Source organism: Frankia canadensis, assembly GCF_900197875.1.
Taxonomy (GTDB): domain Bacteria; phylum Actinomycetota; class Actinomycetes; order Frankiales; family Frankiaceae; genus Frankia; species Frankia canadensis.
This window is the reverse complement of sequence record NZ_FZMO01000044.1, coordinates 1-18,183: the sequence shown is the minus strand read 5'-3', so window position 1 is coordinate 18,183 and position 18,183 is coordinate 1. Positions and strand designations below refer to the sequence as shown.

The 18,183-nt window shown below is 73.7% G+C and carries 14 protein-coding genes; 10 read left to right on the top strand and 4 right to left on the bottom strand.

The window, feature by feature from the left end:
• Positions 1-594: 594 nt before the first annotated feature.
• From C1A33_RS05400 to C1A33_RS05390, 3 genes are all read right to left on the bottom strand, one after another.
• Positions 595-1,053: a DUF2795 domain-containing protein gene (locus C1A33_RS05400; RefSeq protein ID WP_101830414.1), complete on the bottom strand. Its 459-nt coding sequence runs from the start codon at positions 1,051-1,053 to the stop codon at positions 595-597.
• A gap of 629 nt (positions 1,054-1,682) precedes the next feature.
• Positions 1,683-2,525 carry a metallophosphoesterase family protein gene (locus tag C1A33_RS05395; protein ID WP_101830413.1) on the bottom strand — a complete coding sequence of 281 codons (843 nt, stop codon included), beginning with the start codon at positions 2,523-2,525 and terminating at the stop codon, positions 1,683-1,685.
• On the bottom strand, positions 2,522-3,721 hold the full coding sequence (locus C1A33_RS05390; RefSeq protein WP_243407219.1) for a BON domain-containing protein: 1,200 nt from the start codon (positions 3,719-3,721) through the stop codon (positions 2,522-2,524). Before C1A33_RS05390 ends, C1A33_RS05395 begins: the two co-directional genes overlap by 4 nt.
• A gap of 513 nt (positions 3,722-4,234) precedes the next feature.
• Here C1A33_RS05390 and C1A33_RS05385 point away from each other — a divergent pair.
• The 6 genes from C1A33_RS05385 to C1A33_RS05360 all read left to right on the top strand — a co-directional run bounded on the left by C1A33_RS05385 (position 4,235) and on the right by C1A33_RS05360 (position 11,185).
• Complete coding sequence (locus C1A33_RS05385) at positions 4,235-4,660, top strand: MarR family winged helix-turn-helix transcriptional regulator (RefSeq protein ID WP_480014307.1); 426 nt, start codon at positions 4,235-4,237, stop codon at positions 4,658-4,660.
• A 71-nt stretch (positions 4,661-4,731) separates the two neighbouring features.
• Positions 4,732-5,973, top strand: coding sequence for a CapA family protein (locus C1A33_RS05380; protein WP_101830411.1), 1,242 nt, complete (start codon positions 4,732-4,734; stop codon positions 5,971-5,973).
• A 189-nt stretch (positions 5,974-6,162) separates the two neighbouring features.
• Positions 6,163-6,690, top strand: coding sequence for a DoxX family protein (locus C1A33_RS05375; protein WP_101830410.1), 528 nt, complete (start codon positions 6,163-6,165; stop codon positions 6,688-6,690).
• Between the two features lie 165 nt (positions 6,691-6,855).
• Positions 6,856-7,677 (top strand): alpha/beta fold hydrolase, encoded by an 822-nt coding sequence (locus C1A33_RS05370; RefSeq protein WP_243407218.1) that lies wholly within the window; start codon positions 6,856-6,858, stop codon positions 7,675-7,677.
• Positions 7,678-7,734: 57 nt separating this feature from the next.
• Positions 7,735-8,793, top strand: coding sequence for a GNAT family N-acetyltransferase (locus C1A33_RS05365; protein ID WP_101830408.1), 1,059 nt, complete (start codon positions 7,735-7,737; stop codon positions 8,791-8,793).
• 460 nt (positions 8,794-9,253) lie between these two features.
• Positions 9,254-11,185, top strand: coding sequence for a substrate-binding and VWA domain-containing protein (locus tag C1A33_RS05360; protein ID WP_243407217.1), 1,932 nt, complete (start codon positions 9,254-9,256; stop codon positions 11,183-11,185).
• A 110-nt stretch (positions 11,186-11,295) separates the two neighbouring features.
• Here the strand turns inward: C1A33_RS05360 and C1A33_RS05355 are convergent, their stop codons facing one another.
• Positions 11,296-11,544, bottom strand: a complete 249-nt coding sequence (locus tag C1A33_RS05355; protein WP_101830406.1) for a DUF6158 family protein — start codon at positions 11,542-11,544, stop codon at positions 11,296-11,298.
• Between the two features lie 425 nt (positions 11,545-11,969).
• On the opposite strand from C1A33_RS05355, the gene C1A33_RS36265 reads away from it, so the two are divergent.
• The 4 genes from C1A33_RS36265 (at position 11,970) to C1A33_RS05325 (ending at position 18,084) form a co-directional block, all read left to right on the top strand.
• Complete coding sequence (locus tag C1A33_RS36265; RefSeq protein ID WP_243407216.1) at positions 11,970-13,547, top strand: sensor histidine kinase; 1,578 nt, start codon at positions 11,970-11,972, stop codon at positions 13,545-13,547.
• A 13-nt stretch (positions 13,548-13,560) separates the two neighbouring features.
• Positions 13,561-14,367: a response regulator gene (locus C1A33_RS05335; RefSeq protein WP_101830404.1), complete on the top strand. Its 807-nt coding sequence runs from the start codon at positions 13,561-13,563 to the stop codon at positions 14,365-14,367.
• Between the two features lie 229 nt (positions 14,368-14,596).
• Entirely contained in the window at positions 14,597-15,256 is a 660-nt protein-coding gene (locus tag C1A33_RS05330) for a hypothetical protein (RefSeq protein WP_243407215.1), read from the top strand.
• A 476-nt stretch (positions 15,257-15,732) separates the two neighbouring features.
• Positions 15,733-18,084, top strand: a complete 2,352-nt coding sequence (locus tag C1A33_RS05325) for an Hsp70 family protein (RefSeq protein WP_101830403.1) — start codon at positions 15,733-15,735, stop codon at positions 18,082-18,084.
• The last annotated feature ends 99 nt before the right edge of the window (positions 18,085-18,183 follow it).

Here is an 18,183-nt window from a genome sequence, read left to right as displayed (position 1 = left end):
CCGGGCAGAGCCCGCTCATCGGCCGGATCCGGCCGATGAGCGGGCTCTGCCCGGCCGGACGTCGGTCAGCCCGGCGACGGACGGGCCAGTGGCGGACGACCTCACACCGGACGACCTCACACCGGACGACCCGGCGGCGGACGACCCGGCGGCGGGCGGTCGGATGCCCGACAGCCCCGCATCGGTCGGTCGGGTGACGGCGGGGGGCACGGAAGAGGGCCGCGCGATGGCGGGATCGGCCGGTGCCGGAGAGGTCGGAGAAGTGGCGGGCGGGGAGGCGGAACGGCTCCGCCCGGTCGGGCGAGCGCCGTTCGCGGCGGTCCCGGTTCGGGAACCCGAGCCACGCTCGGTTGCTGTGCGTGACCGTCGATCCAGCACGGTGCGTCCCATGGTTGCTCTGTGCCCCAAGGGTGCCGGGGTCATGCCGTCAGTTCCATGATGCACGCCACATTCCCTGACCCTGGCTGTTTTCCCTGTCCTGGCAGGGTTTTCTCACCTGACCTGGCACTGCGGCCAGCGTGCGTCGGATGGTCGACAGCGGGATCCCCCGCCCGGGGGAGGCCGGCTGCGACCCCTTCCTCCCACCACGGACGGTCAGTATGCGGCGGAGGCTGATCGCATGGCCCGCCACAGTTCGCCGACCGAGGTGAACTGGACATCGGGCGGTGCGGCGGCCACCCTGCCCACCGCCCAGTCCGGGGCGTGCTGGTGGCGCAGGTGATCCATGATCTCCTCCCGCTCGGCGGGAAAGACCGCTCGGCCCAGCCAGCGCGCGAGCTCGGAACGATCGTCGAGCTCCAGGGGCGTCATGCCAGCGGGCGCCGACCCGGCGGCAGTGGATGCGGCGCGCGTCGCCGCCGACGCGGGGGCGGCCCGCAGCCGTGCGGCGTCCGGATGGGCCGTGTCCTCGTCGTGCCGCTCACCGGTCGGCTCGGTCGAGCGCCACTCCTCCAGCCGGGTGTCCCGACCGCTGCGCACGAGCCCGACCGTCTCGTGCGCCATGATCTCGTCGCGCAGCGGTCCGTGCTTGCTGCTTCCCCGATCGACTACCACGTGGCGCTCCCTTCCTGGACGGGCCCCACTGGACGGCGGCGGGCGGGCGGATCGCGGACCGCCCGCCGCGGCGGACAGCGCCCGATCTGTGGGGGTCGCGGCCGCGCCACACCACCCGCGCGGAACCACGCCACCAAGGTGGTGTGCGCGCTGGCGCACGAAGCAAACCCCGACGGACGACCTGGTTCACCTGGTGGGCCCGCTGGACAGGCCGCGGTCGTGGACCGGAGGACGGCCCATGGGCTCGGGCATCCGCCCGGCGGGCGCGCGGCCGCCCGGCAGTGCTCCCCCAATCGGGTTGCGGGACCCCGATCGGGCCCTGCGCCGACGAGACCGTGACGCCCGGACGGGCCATGCCAGTCGAGGTGGTCCACGCGGCTCGCCGGTGGCCCGGACGGCTGACCCGTTCGGGGCTCCCGCACCGCCCACCGACACCCAGATCGCGGATATATCGGGCAGGCATCCCCCGTTCGGGGCAGCACCTCACCCCGCCGGAAAGGTCCTTCCCCGCCCCCCGATCGGGCCATCGGCGGGTGGCCCGTGCACCGACCGCCGGCGCGCCCCACACGGCCGATCGATGCGCGGCGGACGGTCCACCGTGGGCCGAACGGGCGATACGGCGTAGGGAATCAGGTGGCGGTCGGCGCGACCAGAGCCGCCGAGCGCCACTCCCCCGCACTCCCTGCCGATTCCCGGTCAACGGTCGTCGGCACCCTGATCTCGTAGAGCGCGCAGGGCTTTCCGATCACAGGTCGAGCGACATTGCGAACCGGTACTCCGCCCGCCGTCGACCCGCGTTCCGAACCGGCATGAGCATGCCCGTGCAGGGCAAGATCCGCACCCCCCGCATCGACCGCCTCGGCGAGATGGTAGCTCCCAAGGAACGGATAGATCTCCGCTCGCTCCCCGATCAACGTCTCCGGTACCGGGGCGTAATGGGTCAATGCCACCCGAATATCACAGTCCAGTCCTTCCAGTGCAAACTGCAGGTCAGCCGACAGGTCCTTGGTATGCCGCACAAAGGCCTTCATCAGGGGCTCACCGAAGTCGCTTCCGCTCGCGCCGGCAAAGCCACCTCCGAATCCCTTGACTCCGGCGACTCCGAGCCGTACCCCGCCGATGTCGAGGACCGCTCCGTCGCCTTCGAGGACCGTCACGCCGGCGTCGGCGAGTATCTCGGTGATCTCACCCTCCGCGTCGCCGTGATAGTCATGATTGCCTAGCACCGCGAGGATCGGGATCTCCGCGTCCGCCACCTCCTCGCCGACCACGCGGGCCTCCGCGACCAGGCCGTGCTGGGTGAGGTCGCCGGCGAGCAGCAGCACGTCCGCACGCCCGGCGAGACCGCGGGCGACCGGCGCGAAGCCGCCGCCGCTGTCCACGCCGAGGTGGATGTCACCGACCGCGGCGACGCGGATCGTGGGCCCCGGGGGCGTCCGCAGATGGACCGGCGCGGGAACGCCATGCGTCATGGGATGGTCTCCACATCCAGGTCCTCGGTGTCGGCGTCGACCGCGCCGCGGTAGATCAGGGTGACCTCGTTGCGGACCGCCCGGCCGGGCAACGCCTCGGCGACGACCTCGGTCACCGCCTGGCGGCGGGCGTCGGTGGCGACCTCGCCGACGACGAGCACGCAGCCCTCCCGAAGAACCACCTCCAGGCCGAGCTCCGCCACCCGCGGATCCGCCGCGAGAAGTTCGTGCAGGTCACCGGCCAGATACTCGTCCGCCTCGGTGAGGTCCAGACACGCGCCCGACCCGGGCCCCGCGCCGGCCCCGGACGCCCCGCCCGGGGCCCGGGCACCGCCCGCGGGCATCCGGCCGGCCGCGGCGGTGCCGATCGCCGGCCCGGGGGACGCGCGCGGGCCGTCCCCGCGGACTCGTCCCCGGCCCGCGCAGGCCGCCGCGCCACGCCGAGCCGGCCCGCTCGGGTCGGCCTCCGCCAGGGCGGCACCGGCCGCGTCGTCAGCGCCGCCGGCGCCGCCGGCGCCGCCGGCGACGTCCGTGCTCGGACCGGCGCGCTGGCCGACCTGGGGTTCTCCGGCCGCGCCGCCAGCGGATGACGGGAATGCGGCGGGGGCCGGACTCATCGGCACATTCCGACCGGTCACCGGGACATTCCCGCCAGTCGGTGTCCGGCGGACGCCGCTGACCGCGTCGCCATCCGCCGGGGGAATGAGACTGAGTCGTGTGGCGACCAGCAACGCGGCCTCGGCGAACGGCGACGCCGCGGTGGATCGGCGCACCTGATCCCAGTCGACCTGTTCACGCATCGCCCGGATCATCGGCAACACCCGGGCCAGATCGCAGTACCGCTCCTCCAGCGCCAACAGGGTCATCTCGAACCAGTCGGTCGCCTCGAGGACGGGCATCCGGACCGAGTCGACCGACATCTCGCTGGAGCGTTCGAGCATCTGTGTGGTGACCGCGCGCCCGACCGGATGGTGGATCAGGTCGACGAGCACCTCGCCGTCGAACACCTTGGTGAGCCAGTCCTCGGGCGGATCGACCGGTCGAAGGCCGGCGGCGGCGAGAACGGCCACCGCCTGGGGAACATCCTCTTCCCGGAGCATGAAATCGACGTCGTGAACCGGCTCGGGGCCGCCGCGGGCCCAGCACGCGTAGCTTCCCCCGAGGGCGAACGGGATGTCCGCCTCCTTCAGGGTCACGGCGACCCGTTTCAGACTCTCCCGCAGACCTCTGGGCGCATCCTCCATACCGCTGCCACTACCCGCATGTGCCCTGTGATGCACCTCCCGTGCCGGGCGGCGTGTCGGCGGCTTGGCACTGTCACGTGCACGACATCCCGAATGGCTACCCCGAAGCGGTGACGAGCGTACTGCTCAAGTCCCACGATGTCTGGTTATCCGTAGTTATAATTTCACTACATGCCACAGGAGTTACGGCTTCGCCGCCAGTGCACCGCCCGATTCTGACACCCTGGCGACAACGAGCGCCGACATGAGCGATGATGACCTTTGCGGCGAACTCGTCGGCCGCCCACTTCGACACCGGATTGGAAGCGAACCCTGAACGCGCGCACACGATCCGACCAGTTGCCCAGGGGTGTCGGTGATGACACCAGCGCGCTGGAACATTCCGGCGAGCGCCTACCCGGGCAACGCGCCACAGGACCGGCGGCCTTGCCCGCGCAGCCGGCCGAGCCGCCCAGCACCAGCGGCGTGGTGGACATGTCCAGCCATCCCGGTCAGCTTGCCCGCAGACTGCAGCAGGTCACGTACCAGCTGTGGACGACGACCGTCTCCACCGAGACGACGCCGCCACAGTTCGTGGTCCTCAACAGCCTGCTGGCCGATCCCGACATCGATCAGCGGACGCTCGGCGAACGGGCGTCGCTCGATCGGTCCACGGTCGCCGACGTGGTGGCGAGGCTCGTCCAGCGAGGTCTCATCCGGCGGGTCCGCGACCCGCGCGACGGCCGGCGCAACGTCCTACGGCTGACCAAACGCGGTGAGTCGACCCACGGGCAGGTCGCGGATCGCATCGAGCAGATGAACGACAAACTGCTGGCGCCTCTGTCGCAGGAGGAACAGGGCGCGCTGCTGTCCATGCTGACGCGGATCGTCGACCAGGGCGGCCCGCGCTAGCCCGAGCGTCACACATCGACTACCCTCGGTAGCGGAAGGTTGTCGTTCAGACCCGACCCGCACCGAGGACGATGCAGCGACTCCGTCGGCACGGCACCCGGCGTCACCTCCAGGCGGCGGGCGCTCCGTCTCCAGACCCGTCCGCACATCGGCGACTCGCTGTCGTCGGGCTCGTTGTTCTCGCGGTCGGCACTGTCGGCATCACCGCCTCGTCCCCGCTCCACGGGCGCGAGGCCGCCCGGCCCGCCACCTCATCCCCGGCGGGTCGTCCCGACCGAGACGGGCCCGACGGCGGTGCGCGGGCAGCCATCCTGCGCGCCCTGCCCGGTGGGCTCCCCCACACCGGGCCTCCCAGGGGCGGCGCCACGCACGGCGACGTCGCCTACGGCGCGTCCGGCGCGTCAGCTGGGACCGCCGGGGCCGGTCGGGTGGGCGGACCCGCGGGCCTTGAACCCGGGGCCACCTCCGTCGTCCTCGTCGCCGCCGGCGACATCGATCTGTCCCGGGTCACCGATCCCCGGACCGCACTGGCCCGACTGCGCGGCTACGGCACCTCGGCCGACCTCGCCCTCTGCCGGCTCGTCGCGCCCGGCCCGCGAGCCGCCACGGACGCGCTCGCCGCCGTCGGCCTCGACCAGTGCGCCACCGACGCCGGCACCGACGCCGAGGCCGCCACCGAGGCGATAACCGTGCGCGACATGAGTGTCACGGTGCTGCGCTATCGCGACGACTCCGCCCTGACCGCGGACCGGGTCGCCCACGACGCCGAGCGGGCCCGGGACCACGGCGCCGACCTCGTCATCGTGCAGGTCCACTGGGGTCACCCCGGCCAGGCGACCGTCACCGCGCACCAGCGCGCCCTCGCCCGCGACCTGCTCGCCTCGCCCGCCGTGGACCTCATCCTCGGTGCCGGCAGCGGCGGTCCCCTGCCCGTCGAACGGGTCGCCGGGCGCTTCGTCGCCTATGACCTCGGCACCGCCCTCGGACCGACCGACAGGGACGCGGCCATCGGCGGCGCGGGCGCGGCGGACCCGGGCCCGGGTCGCGTCGGGCTGCTGCTGACCGCACAGGTGCGGCGCACCGCCCTCGGCTGGCTGGTCGCCGGCCTGACCTACACACCCACCTGGTCCGACCCGGCCGGCACCGCGTGCTGGCCGATCGCCGACGCCCTTGACGACCACGCCACATCGGCCTCGCTGCGGCGCCGCCTGAACGCGGCCTGGCATCGGGTCATCGCCGCGGAGGGGACGCTCGGCTCGACCGACGGCGTCAGGGTGGACCGCCTACCCCGCGACCTTGCCGCGCCGCCCTGAAGTGGCCGCCCTGAAGTGGCCGCCCTGAAGTGGCCGCCCACCAGCATGTTCCGCCCTGAGCGAACAAATTTGCTTAGATCTCATTAATTGCAATTAACGTGTGTTCCCCATCGACCCGCTACTGTCGGCGCTGCGACACCGGCGCGCTGGCCGGAGGCGCTCCAGGTATGCCCGTCTCGAGGAGGACACGTGACATCGCCTGACACCGCGGCCCTGGTGCTCCGGGTCATTGTGGGTCTCACCCTGGTCGCCCATGGCTACAACCATGTCCTCGGAGGCGGGGGGATCAAGGGAACCGCAGGCTGGTTCCAGAGCATGGGCCTGCGCCCGGGCATCGTGCACGCGTGGGCATCCGGCCTCGTCGAGCTCGGCGCCGGGTTCGGCCTCGTCTTCGGCTTCCTCACCCCGTTCAGCGCCGGCGCGCTGATGGGCACGATGGTCGTCGCGGGCATCACGGCGCACCGCACCAACGGCTTCTTCATCTTCCGGCCGGGCCAGGGCTACGAGTATGTCCTGATGATCGGGGTGGTCTGCGCGGCGATCGGCATCCTCGGGCCGGGCACGGCGTCGCTGGACCACGCGATCGGAATCGACACCGACCTCGACGGCTGGGTCGGTGGCCTGATCGCCGTCATCCTCGGCATCGGGGGCGCCGCCCTGCTGCTGGCCACCTCCTGGCGTCCGGAGCGCAAGCCGGCCGAGTCCACGCAGTCCTGACCGGGCCGTCCCAGCGGCGGCGTAGGCGCCGAAGGGCGCGCGTCGCCATTGAGCGTGCTAATACTGGCCTACGTGCCTTCTGACTCGCTGACTCCGTCCCTGCGCATTCCGTCGGCAGGGCTCTCGCTCGCCGCCGACACCTTCGGACAGCCCACGGATCCCCCGGTGGTACTGCTACACGGCGGCGGCCAGACCCGCCATTCCTGGCGGCGCACGGCACGCCGGCTCGCGGACGAGGGCTGGTACGCGTTGTCGGTCGACCTGCGTGGCCACGGCGACTCCGGCTGGTCGCCCGACGGCGACTACTCGTTCGACCGTTTCACCGACGACGTCCAGGCGGTGCGCGCCGTCCTCGACCAGCCGCCGGTGTTCGTCGGCGCCTCCCTCGGCGGCATCTCCGCGCTGAGCGCCCTCGGCCGTGACACGGGGATCGCCCGCGGCCTGGTCCTCGTCGACGTCTCCCCGTTCCTCCAGCGCGGCGGTACCGGCCGGATCACGGAGTTCATGCAGGCCGCCCCGAACGGCTTCGGCTCGCTGGAGGAGGCCGCCGACGCGGTCTCCGCCTACCTGCCGCACCGCGAGCGCCCCCGCGACGTCAGCGGTCTGCGCAAGAACCTGCGGGAGGCGGACGGCCGCTGGTTCTGGCACTGGGATCCGGTCTTCGTCTTCCCGCCCGCGAACCACGCTCCCCACCGGCGGCTGGGCCGGCCGTCCGAGCAGTCGCTGTCCCGGGTGGCCGCGACCCTGCGGCTGCCGACCCTGCTGGTACGCGGCGGCCAGTCGGACGTGCTCAGCCGCGAGGACGCCCGCCGTTTCCTCGATCTCGTGCCGCATGCCGACTACTGCGACGTCGTCGGCGCGCACCACATGGTCACCGGCGACGACAACGCCGTCTTCGACGAGCGGATCATCGAGTTCCTCCGCCACCGGGTCCGGCCCCGCCTGGAGCTGACCCTGGCCCTGGGCCAGGTCAGCGAGACGGTGTAACACAGCCAGGATGTAGCACAGCCAGAACGCACGCGAAGCCGAGGAGCGCAGCCGCCGATGGTCCGTCACCCGCGCAGCACGCGCCCGGACGCGACCGACCGGCCGGCGGTGGTGGTGGCCGGTCTGCTGCTCGCCGCCGGGGCGGGGCGGCGGATGGGGCAGCCGAAGGCCCTGGTGAAGATCGACGGCGAGACGCTCGCCGCGCGCGGGGTGCGCCTGCTCGCCGACGGCGGCTGCCGACCGATCGTCGTCGTCGGCGGCGCCGCCGCGGACCAGGTCGCCGCCACGATCCAACCGAGTGAGTCGTGCACTCTTTCCGATTTGTCCGGACAACTGGTCTGCTTTGGGTCGGACGGGCCGATGGACGTGCTGCTGGCCCGGGCCGAGGACTGGACCGAAGGCATCGGCGCGTCTCTGCGCACCGGGCTCGCCACCCTTGCCGAGGCGGTCGAGGCGGTCGAGGCGGTCGTCGTCACGCTGGTCGACCAGCCGGGGCTGACATCCGCCGCGGTCCGCCGGCTGGTCCTGGCCGCGACGCCAGGCGGTGGCCACGAGCACCGGCTGGCGCTGACCGCCACCTACCACGGCCAGCCGGGTCATCCCGTCCTGCTGCGCCGGCCGGCGTGGGCAGCGGTCGCCGCCCTCGCCCGCGGGGACGTCGGCGCGCGGGCGTGGCTGCGCGCGCATCCCGGCGAGGTCGGCCAGATCCCCTGCGACGACCTCGGCACCCCCGCCGACGTCGACACCCCAGCCGACCTGCGCGTTGCCGCCGACCGGGACCGCCGGCGGGGAGTGCGGCAGGATCGGGGCATGGAGCTGACTGTCATCGACAATCCCGACCGGCACCGGTACGAGGCGCGCACGCCCGACGGCGAGGTCGCCGGCTTCGTGCAGTACCAGCGGCGCCCGGACCGGATCGTCCTCGTCCACACGGAGGTCCGCCCGGAGTTCGAGGGGCAGGGCGTGGCCAGCACGCTGGCTGCCGGCACCCTCGACGACGTGCGCGCCCACGGCCTGGCTGTGGTCCCTCAGTGCCCCTACATCCGCGCGTACATCGAGCGCCATCCGGCCTACGCCGATCTGCTCGCCGACGGCGAGCGCCCACCGGCCGGCTGATCACCGGCGTTCCGCGGCCAGCGAGAACACCACAGCAACGACGTGGGAAACGGATGAACAACGCCGAACCCCGGCACTCCAAGATGAGCTGACGCAGGGCCCGCGACCGCGCACTATCGGCGGTACGTAAACCTACACGGGGAACAACGCCGCCGCATCCACTCCCAGCCGAAAGCTTCCACGGCACGCGGAGCCGGCTGGGCGGAAGCTTGACCGTCGCGCGGCGGGCTCGGCGAGAACTGCAGTCACATCATCGAGGTGGCGACGGGTCCGCACCAGACGCGACGCTCCCCGTGAAAGGACGTCCGAAGTGTCCGGCGCCCGTCATCGGTCCCCAGGTGGTGGTTCTCGCGGCGGCCCGCGCGGCCCGGTCGCGTGGATCTCCCCGATCACGCGGGTCCTTCCCGCCGTCCGGCCTCGCGGTCCGCGCGGGCGGGCGGGACGCGGCGCCCTCACCGGCGTGGCGGTCCTCCTCCTCGGCGGCCTGACGGTGACCGGCATCGGCTTCGCGGCCGCGTCCGTGCTGCACCGCGGCCCGCAGGACACCTGCGCCGACGGCACCCCCCGGACCACCCTGAACATCACGACCGCGCCGTCGCTGGCGACCCCCGTCAACCAGCTCGCCACCGCCTTCAGTCGGGCGCACTCCTCCGGAGCGGCCGGGGCCTGCGTGTCCCTGACGGTGACGTCGACACCGTCCGACCGGGCACTCGATGCTCTGGCGCACATGAACGGTTCCGACACGGCCAGTCCCGACGTGTGGATCCCCGAGTCCGCGGACTGGCTGGAACTCGGCCAGGAGTCAACCGCGACCGCCCAGCAGCTGCCGACCAGGGCGACGACGATCGCCGGCTCGCCGGTGGTCATCGCCATGCCGCGCGACAAGGCCCAGGTCCTGGGCTGGCCGGAACGGCACATGACCTGGGCCGACCTGTCCGCCGCCGCGACCACGCCCGGTTTCTGGGCGGCCCACGGCCAGCCTGGCTGGGGGGAGTTCCGCCTCGCCATGGCGAACCCGGAGAACTCCACCGCGGCGCTGCGCGCGGTCATCGGCACCGTCAGCACCGGGCGCGCCGTGGCCCCCGCCGAGATGACCGCCGGCACGTTCGACCAGGACCGGGGCGCGCAGGCGGTGGTGCTGCGGCTCGAGCACTCGATCTCCTGGCTGCCGCAGTACGACAGCCAGCTGTTCGCCGCCCTCCGCACCGGGAGCGCCGGGGGTGACGGGGTCGCCGGTTCCACCGCCTCGGTCGGTGCCGACGGGCAGGCGGACACCGCGCAGACGGGAGGCGGCCCGGCGCCGTCGGCGTTCCCCGCCCTGGAATCCGACGTGATCGCCTACAATCGCGGGCTGACGGCCGGCAACAGCACGTCACTGGCCGTCTCGCTGGTCGCGTCCTACCCGTCGGACGGGTCGTTCACGGCCACCGTGCCGTACGTCGTGCTCACCCGGACGTCCGACCAGGAGGCCAAGCACGCCGCGGCGAGCTCCTTCCTCGACTACGTCCGCGGTGACGCCGGCCGGCGGGCACTGACCACGGCCGGTTTCCGCACCCCTGCCGAGCTCGACGGCCAGGACGACCCGGGCGGCCTCGCCTCGACACTCAGCGTCGTCGACGGGGTCCGGGCCACCCCGCCGAAGCTGGCCAGCACGGATGCCTCGGACACCGTCCTGGGCACTGCCCGCCGTTTCTTCCGGCATGCCCGTCAGCGCGCGGCCACCCTGGTCGCCCTCGACACCTCCGGGTCCATGGCGCTGGGGACCTCGGGGTCCATGGCGCTGGGGCGCATCGACGATCCCGGCCGGACCCGGCTGCGGACGGCGGCCGACATCATCCAGAACGGCCTCGCCCTGTTCGACGGGGACAACCAGGCCGAGCTCTGGCAGTTCTCCGGCGAGCTGCCCGGCGGGCACCGTGTCCTCGCACCGATGGCCCCGCTCGACTCCCCGGGACGTGTCGGCACGCACCGCGACGACCTGACCGCCGCCCCCGGCTCGCTGCGCCCCTCCGGGGTGACGGACCTCTACTCGACGATCGTCACGGCGGTCCGCGACCGCACCCAGCACCACGTCGCCGGACGGCTCAACGAGGTCATCGTGCTCACGGACGGCGACGCCACCGACGCCGACGCGGGCACAGCCGCGGGCGGCGACCGGCGCCGCACCGTGGCGACCAACGAACCGACTCTCGACCAGGCGGTCGCCTCGATCCGGGGGGCGTTCGATCCGCGCCACCCCGTCCAGCTCATCATCATCGCCTGCGACCCGGCCGCGGACATGACCTCACTGCAGCGGCTGGCCGACGCCGGCGGCGGCCGTGCCTACCGCGCCCCCGACGCGAACGCCCTGTTCGGCATCTACGTCGACACCCTCACCCAGACCACCAGCTGACCGCCGACCCACCAACCCCGTCGACGTGTCGACGACCCCCCCGTCAGACGACCCCCCCGTCATCCGACAGGGCCGCACGCCGCGGCCCGTCATCCCGCCGCGGAACCCGCTCAGACCGGGACACCCGCGGCGCGGCGGCGGCCCGCGCGCGTCCGGCGCGGGTCCGGGCTGACCGCGTCCGGGAAGCGGCGCAGGTACTCGCGCTCCAGCTCCAGCATGCGGGCGGTGTGCGTCTCGAACGCGTCCTCGCTGCCGCCGATGAAGGCGTCGTGCCGGGTGCGGTGCAGGTGGCGGAGCTCCCGGACGAGGTCAGCGTCACTCAGCTTCGGTGCGGGGATGCCCGCCGGTCGATACGTCATGCCAGAGGTCTACCCGTGATGGGTGCGCCGGGCACGGTGCCGACAGGCCGGATCCTCACAGCGGAGGTGGTATCGGTGTGGGATCCGGACCGGGACCGGGCGGCACGGGATCCGGACCGGGACCGGGCGGCACCGGATCGGGGCCCGGGGCCGGCGGCACGGGATCGGGATCGGGACCGGGCGGCACCGGATCGGGGCCTGGCCCCGGCGGTACCGGGTCGGGTGGCATCGGCGCGGGGCCCGGACCGGGCGGCGGAAGCACCGCGACGACGGGGTTCGGCTGCTCCCGGGGGGTGGGAACGGCGTTGCGGCAGATGGTCTCCATGGGGTGGAACTGCCCGTCCGGCGGGCGTCGCACACCGGACGCGACCGGATCGGTCGCGGGGGGTGGCCGACACCGTGATCGATCACTACCGTTGCGAGCTATGACCGGGTTGGCCGGAACCGCGGGGCCACCCCGGGCCGTCGTCCAGCGCACCGAGCAGCGGATGGCCCGCATGATCGGCTACGCGCGGGCCGCCTGCGCGGCGTTCGTGCTCATCCCGCTGTTCGGCTGGACGCGGCTGCGGTATCCGGGGATCGCCGCCGGTGTGGCCGCGGGGGCGATCGGCGAGGCCGCCTGGTTCGTCTGGCGGGTCTGGCCGGGCAACCGGCTGTCCCGGCGGCTGGTACTCACGGACGTGGCGTTCTGCGTGGCGCTGATGCTCGTCGGCTCCCGCGCCGCCCGACCCCACGACCGCAACAAGATCATGACGGAGCTGGTGCCGTTCAGCCTGGTGTCACCGGCCGGCGTCGGCTTCGCGCTGGGCCTCGGCGTCGCCGGGATCGCCGCGGTGGTCGTGCTGATGGCCGCCTGGAGCCTCGCCGTGCTGCCGGACGTCACCCTCAAGCTGTGCTCGGACCTGCTGGGCTTCGCACTGTGGTACGTCGTCGCGCTGCTCATCGCCCGCGAGCTGCGCGCGCTGTCCGAGCGGACCGCCCAGGCCCAGGAGGCGGCCGAGGCCGCCTCACGTCTCGCCGTCGAGCAGGAGCGGGAGGCGGAGCGCCTGCGCCAGCGGGAGATCACCCACCGGGAGATCCACGACTACCTGCTGCCGATCGTCGACCACGTGGCCGGCGGCGGCACGCCCAGCCCCGCCCTGATCCGGGAGGCCAGGCGCGGCGCGCAGCGCGCCCGGCGCATCATCATGGACCCTCGCGGCCTGCGGTCCACCCCCCGCGCTCGGCCTGACACGGACGACGCGAGCCGACCCGACGCGAGCAGACCCGACGCGGGCCGACTCGACGCGGGCCGACCCGACGCGAGCACGACCGACGCGAGCGCAACCGCGGGCAGACCCCACTCGGACGGCACCTCCGCGGGCAGACTCGACGCTGGAGCGACCGCGGGCGGGCTCGGCGCCGACGGAGCCCACGCGGACAGGTTCGAGACGCACCGGGTCCACCCGGTCAGGCTCGACGCGCACGGAGTCATCGCGGTCGGCTTCGACGCGGACGGACTCGACGCGGACGGACTTGCCGGAAGCCAGGCCAGCACGGACACCCTTCGCGCGGCCCGGGCTCGCGCGGACAGGCTCGCCGCGGACACGGTCGAGGACGGCGGGCTTGAGGCGATGATGTCCGCGGTCGTCGACATGTTCGCCGACGAGGGACTGCCGCTCGTGCACTTCGTCGCCGTGCGCGACGAGCCGCCGGAGCCGGTCCGCGAGGCGGTGGTCGCGGCGACCCGCGAGGCGCTGCGCAACGTCGTCCGCCACGCCGGCCCGGTCGAGGAGGTCAGCCTGTTCGTCGAGGGCGACGCGGACGGGGTCCTCGTCGTGGTGCGTGACCGCGGCGTCGGATTCGACCCGGCGACCGTGCGGCCCGGTGGCGGCCTCGCCGGCAGCTATCCGGCGATCCTGCGCCACGGCGGCCGGGCCGAGGTGCACGCCCGGCCCGGCGGCGGCGTCCGGGTGACACTGCGCTGGCCGGCACCACCGGACGCGGAGCGGGGCGCACGGTGAGCGGGGGATGGGAATGACCGGACAGCGGCGGCCGATCTCGGTGGCGATCATCGATGATCATCCGATCGCCACCGAGTCGCTGGCCGCGCGGTTCGCGGGTGCCGGATTCTCGGTGCTGGCGCCCGCGCCGAGCCTGGAGGCGTTCGACCGTGCCGCCAGCCCCGACGTCGTCGTCTGCGATCTGCACCTGCCCGGGGTCTCGGGCGCCGCCGCTGTCACCGATCTGCGCCAAGGCGGTCTGCGGGTGCTGCTGACGTCCGGGGTCGCCACGCCCGACGAGGTTCTCGACGCGATCGCCGCCGGTGCCCACGGCTTCGTCGACAAGACCGCGCCCGCCCACCAGTTCGTCGCCGCGGTGACGGCCGTGGCCGCCGACGGCCATCATGTCTCCGCCCGGCTGGCCGGCTACCTGCTGCGCGACGCGGAGCGCCGGCCACTGTCCCGCGACGAGATCGACGGCGGTGCCCGCGATCTGCTGCGCGGACTCGCCCAGGGCGACCTGCTCGACGAACTGTGCGCCGAGCAGGGCCTCACCGCCCCGGACGCGAACCTGCGGCTCGTCCGGATCTTCGACGCCGCCCGGCGCCGGCGCCGCCTGCACCGCCCGTCCCCGCGGGAGGCCGAGGTCATGGTGCTCGTCGGCTGTCGCGGGCTGTCCCACCGGGAGGCGGCCCGCGCGATGAACGTGAAGGTCAGCGTCGTCGCCGACTACCTGCGCACGGTGCGGGCGAAGTACCTCGCGAGCCATCCCGACGCCCCGCCGACGATCCCGCCCAGCACCGCCGCCGCCCTCTGGGCCCGCGAACTCGGCTTCGACTGACCCGCGCGCGAAGTTGTGATCTTCGCGGCCGTCCTCGCGCGGCAGGTCGTGGCAGCGTTGCGGCAGGCTCACGACAGTTTGTGTCGCGAACGGGGGGATAAACCGGACACGACACGCGGTGTTCGCGACACGATGCCTCCGTCTCCCGCGCACGCTTCCCACCCACGGGAAGTCCGCCGCGGACCCTCCCCGCACCGCCCGTGAATCAGGCGGCGAGCCCCTCGTTTTCGTGGGATTGCCGGCGGCGCCCGGCGCCCACACCCTCGTCGGGATGGGTACCGGCAGGTCGGACGGCGAGCAGACGCGAGCCGGCCGACTGCGTGCGGCCTTCCTCGCCTCCTTCCTCACCGCCGAGACCCTGTCCGCCGACACCCCGTCCACCGGGGCCCCGCCCGCCGAGGCCCTGTTCACCGACACCCCGTCCGGCACCGCGGCCATCGACAGGGCCGGTGTCGAGACCGAGGCGCTGCCCGTCGCGGGGCTGACGCTGATCCGGTCGCCAGGTCTCGACCTGCCCGGCCCGTTCGACCGGGGCACAGCCGACGCCGCGATGCTGCACGGACGGGCCGTCTGGCTGGGCGAGCCGGACGCCGTGCTGTACCGCGTGGACGACGAGCGCTGGCTGCTGCCCACCCCGCGCCGGGCCAGGGAGCTGGCCCGCGACCCGCCGGCCGCACCGTCCGGGGAGGCGCTGGCGGGCACGGCCGTGCGGATCACGCGGCGCGGGCCCGTCGTGGCGCGGCTGCGGATGGTCCCCGGGGAGGGCGCGGCGCTGCCTGTCGACCTCGTTGCCCGGCTCGACCTGCTGGTCCGCGCCCGGGTCGACGACCTGGCCGGCGTCGTGGCCGACCAGAGCAGGCCGTGGTGGCGACCGAGCCGACCGAGATGACGCCAGGGCGAGGACCAGGTCAGCGGGGCGAGGACCAGGCGGGCGGGGCGAGGACCAGGCCATCCCGGGCGACGACCAGGCGGGACCTGGCCGGCTGGATCCGCCGGAACGGCCAGGGCATCGACGGGGCCGCCACCGGCGGAATCCCCTGAAGATTCGGGGATGGTTTCGCCGCCGGGGATCCCGCAGGATGAGTTCAGGGATCACGCCGGTGCGGACGGGCCGGGGCGCCTGGCTGGGGGGGCGTAGACGTCGGGGGCCGCATCGGGGGCGCACCGGCGTGGTTCCGCGGGCCGCCGGTCATCGGGGGAGACCGGCGGCCCGGCTTGTCCACGCTCCGTACCAGAATCGCAACCACGGGCCGCGACCGGATACCGACGATCCGTCCCGATCGTGACGGATATAGCGAGGGTGCCGGCAGGGCCGCCGTCGGCGCCGCTACGATCTGCCCACCGGAAACGTGGACAGGGGGTGCCGTGGGCGAGCCGATCCTCGCGATCGACTACGGTACCTGCAGTGCCAGGGCCGCCCTGACGGTCGATGGTCGCATCGAGCCGGTCCGCGAGCCAGCAAGCGGCTCGGCGAGCTGGCCGGCGTCCGTCTTCGTCGATGGTGGCAGTCTGATCGTCGGCACCCTGGCCGAGCGCCGCAAGCGGATCTGGCCGGCCGCCTACCGCGGCGAGATCAAGCGGGACCTGACCCGCGACGGCGCCGTTCCTCTCGACGGTCGCGGCTACCCGGCGCACACCCTCGTCACGGCGACGATCGCCGCGCTGAAGGCCGAGGCGCAGACGCAGCTCGGCGGCGAGGCGCTGTCCCGGGCGGTGATCACCGTCCCGGCCAGCTACGACCCGGCCGGCCCGCTGCGCCGGCTGATGATCGCCGCGGCGGAGGCCGCCGGTTTCGTCGACGTCGACCTGCTCGCGGAACCGGTCGCGGCCGCCTGGTCGCCGCTCGACGGCGCCGCGCCCGAGCCCGGCTCGCTGATGCTCGTCTTCGACCTGGGCGGCGGCACGTTCGAGGGCGCCCTGGTCGCCGCCGGCGCCGACGGCCGGCACGAGATGCTCAGCCACGCCGGCCTGCACGACTGCGGCGGCCGGGACCTCGACCAGATCCTGTTCGACGAGATCCTCGGCCTGTACGGCCCGGGGCTGGAGCCGCTGCTCAACCCGCCGCCGATCGGCGAGATGTACCAGACGACGGCGAGCCGCACACGCCACGAGCTGCTCGACTTCGCCCGCGCGGTCAAGCACCAGCTCAGCGACATCCCGATCGTGGAGGACGTGTTCAGCCCGGCGGGCCTGCTGGTGAGCATGCAGCGCGACCGGTTCACCCAGCTCGCCTCGCCCACCCTGGCCCGCACCATGGCCTGCTGCCAGCATCTGCTGGAGGTCGCCGGCTACAGCCCGGACAAGCTCGGCGGGGTGCTGCTCGTCGGCGGCAGCTCACGGATGCCGCTGGTCACCGACGTCCTGACCGGGCGGCTCGGCGTCGGCACCGACTGGCCGGCGCAGCAGATCTTCACCCCGGTCGACCCGGAGCTCGCCGTCGTCCTCGGTGCCGCGGCGTGGGCGTCGTCGGTGTCGACCCGGCGGACCACCGCGGCGCGGCCGAACCCGGTGCTGCAGCCCGCCCGCTGGGACATCCCGGGCGAGCGGGCGACGATGGTCCGCTGGCTCGTCGAGCCGGGCGAGCGTTTCGACGCCGGCGCTGTGCTGGCCCGTGTCCGGCTCACCGACGGCTCCCTGTTCGACCTGGCGATGGACGCCCCCGGCAGCCTCATCCACACCCACGCCGCCCCGGGCACCGCCGTGCGCGACGCCGACTGGCTGGCCACGACCCTGCCCAGCGGTCCGGCCCCGCTCGGCGCCGCGGGCGCGGGCGGCGGTTCGGCGAGCGGCGCGGACCTGCGCGGCTTCGAGCGCAGCAGCCGCGCCTCGCTGCGCGTCGAGGTCACGCCCCGAGCCACCCTCAAGGGCCACGAGCGCGACGTCACCTCGGCGGCGTTCTCCCCCGACGGCAAGCTGCTCGCCACGACCAGCAAGGACGGCACCCGCCTCTGGGACGTGGCCACCGGCCGCACCGCGCTGACCCTCACCGGCCGCAAGAGCCTGGTCGTGCACGACTGCGCCTTCTCCCCTGACGGCGACCTGCTCGCCACCACCGGCAGCGACAAGACCGCCCGCCTCTGGGATGTCGGCACCGGCCGGCAGACCGTCACCCTCACCGGCCATCGCGGCCCGGTCTACGGCTGCGCCTTCTCCCCCGACGGCAGCCTCGTCGCGACCACCGGCACCGACCGCACGGTCCGGCTCTGGGGGGCGATGTCCGGCAAGAACATCGCCACCCTGCAGGGCCATCGCGGCACCGTCTACGGCTGCGCCTTCTCCCCCGACGGCCGGCTGCTGGTCTCCGCCGGCGCCGAGAGCACACTGCTCTGGGACGTCTCCGTCGGAGAGATCATCATGAGCCTGCCCGGCCACACGAACTTCACCGGCGGCTGTGCCTTCTCCCCCGACGGCGCCCTGCTCGCCACCGCCGGCAACGAGGGCACCCGCCTGACCGACGCCGCCAGCGGCACGACGGTCGCCACCCTGCCCGGCTCCGCCCAGAGCTGCGCCTTCTCCCCCGACGGCCAGCTGCTCGCCACCGCCAGCACCGACGACACCGCCCAGCTCTGGGACGTCGCCACCGGCTCCGCGATCGCCACCCTCACCGGCCACAGCAGCACCGTCATGAGCTGCGCGTTCGCCCCCTTCGGCCTGCTGCTCGCCACCACCGGCACCGACATGACCGCCCGCCTCTGGGACATCATCTACACGCCGTAGCGAGCGCCTGGGAAGTCGGCTGCTTGTAGGCGTCCGGGTCGAACCGCGATGCCCGGCCACCCCGCGAGCCGATCTCCCGCGGTTCTCGACCTGGTCGGC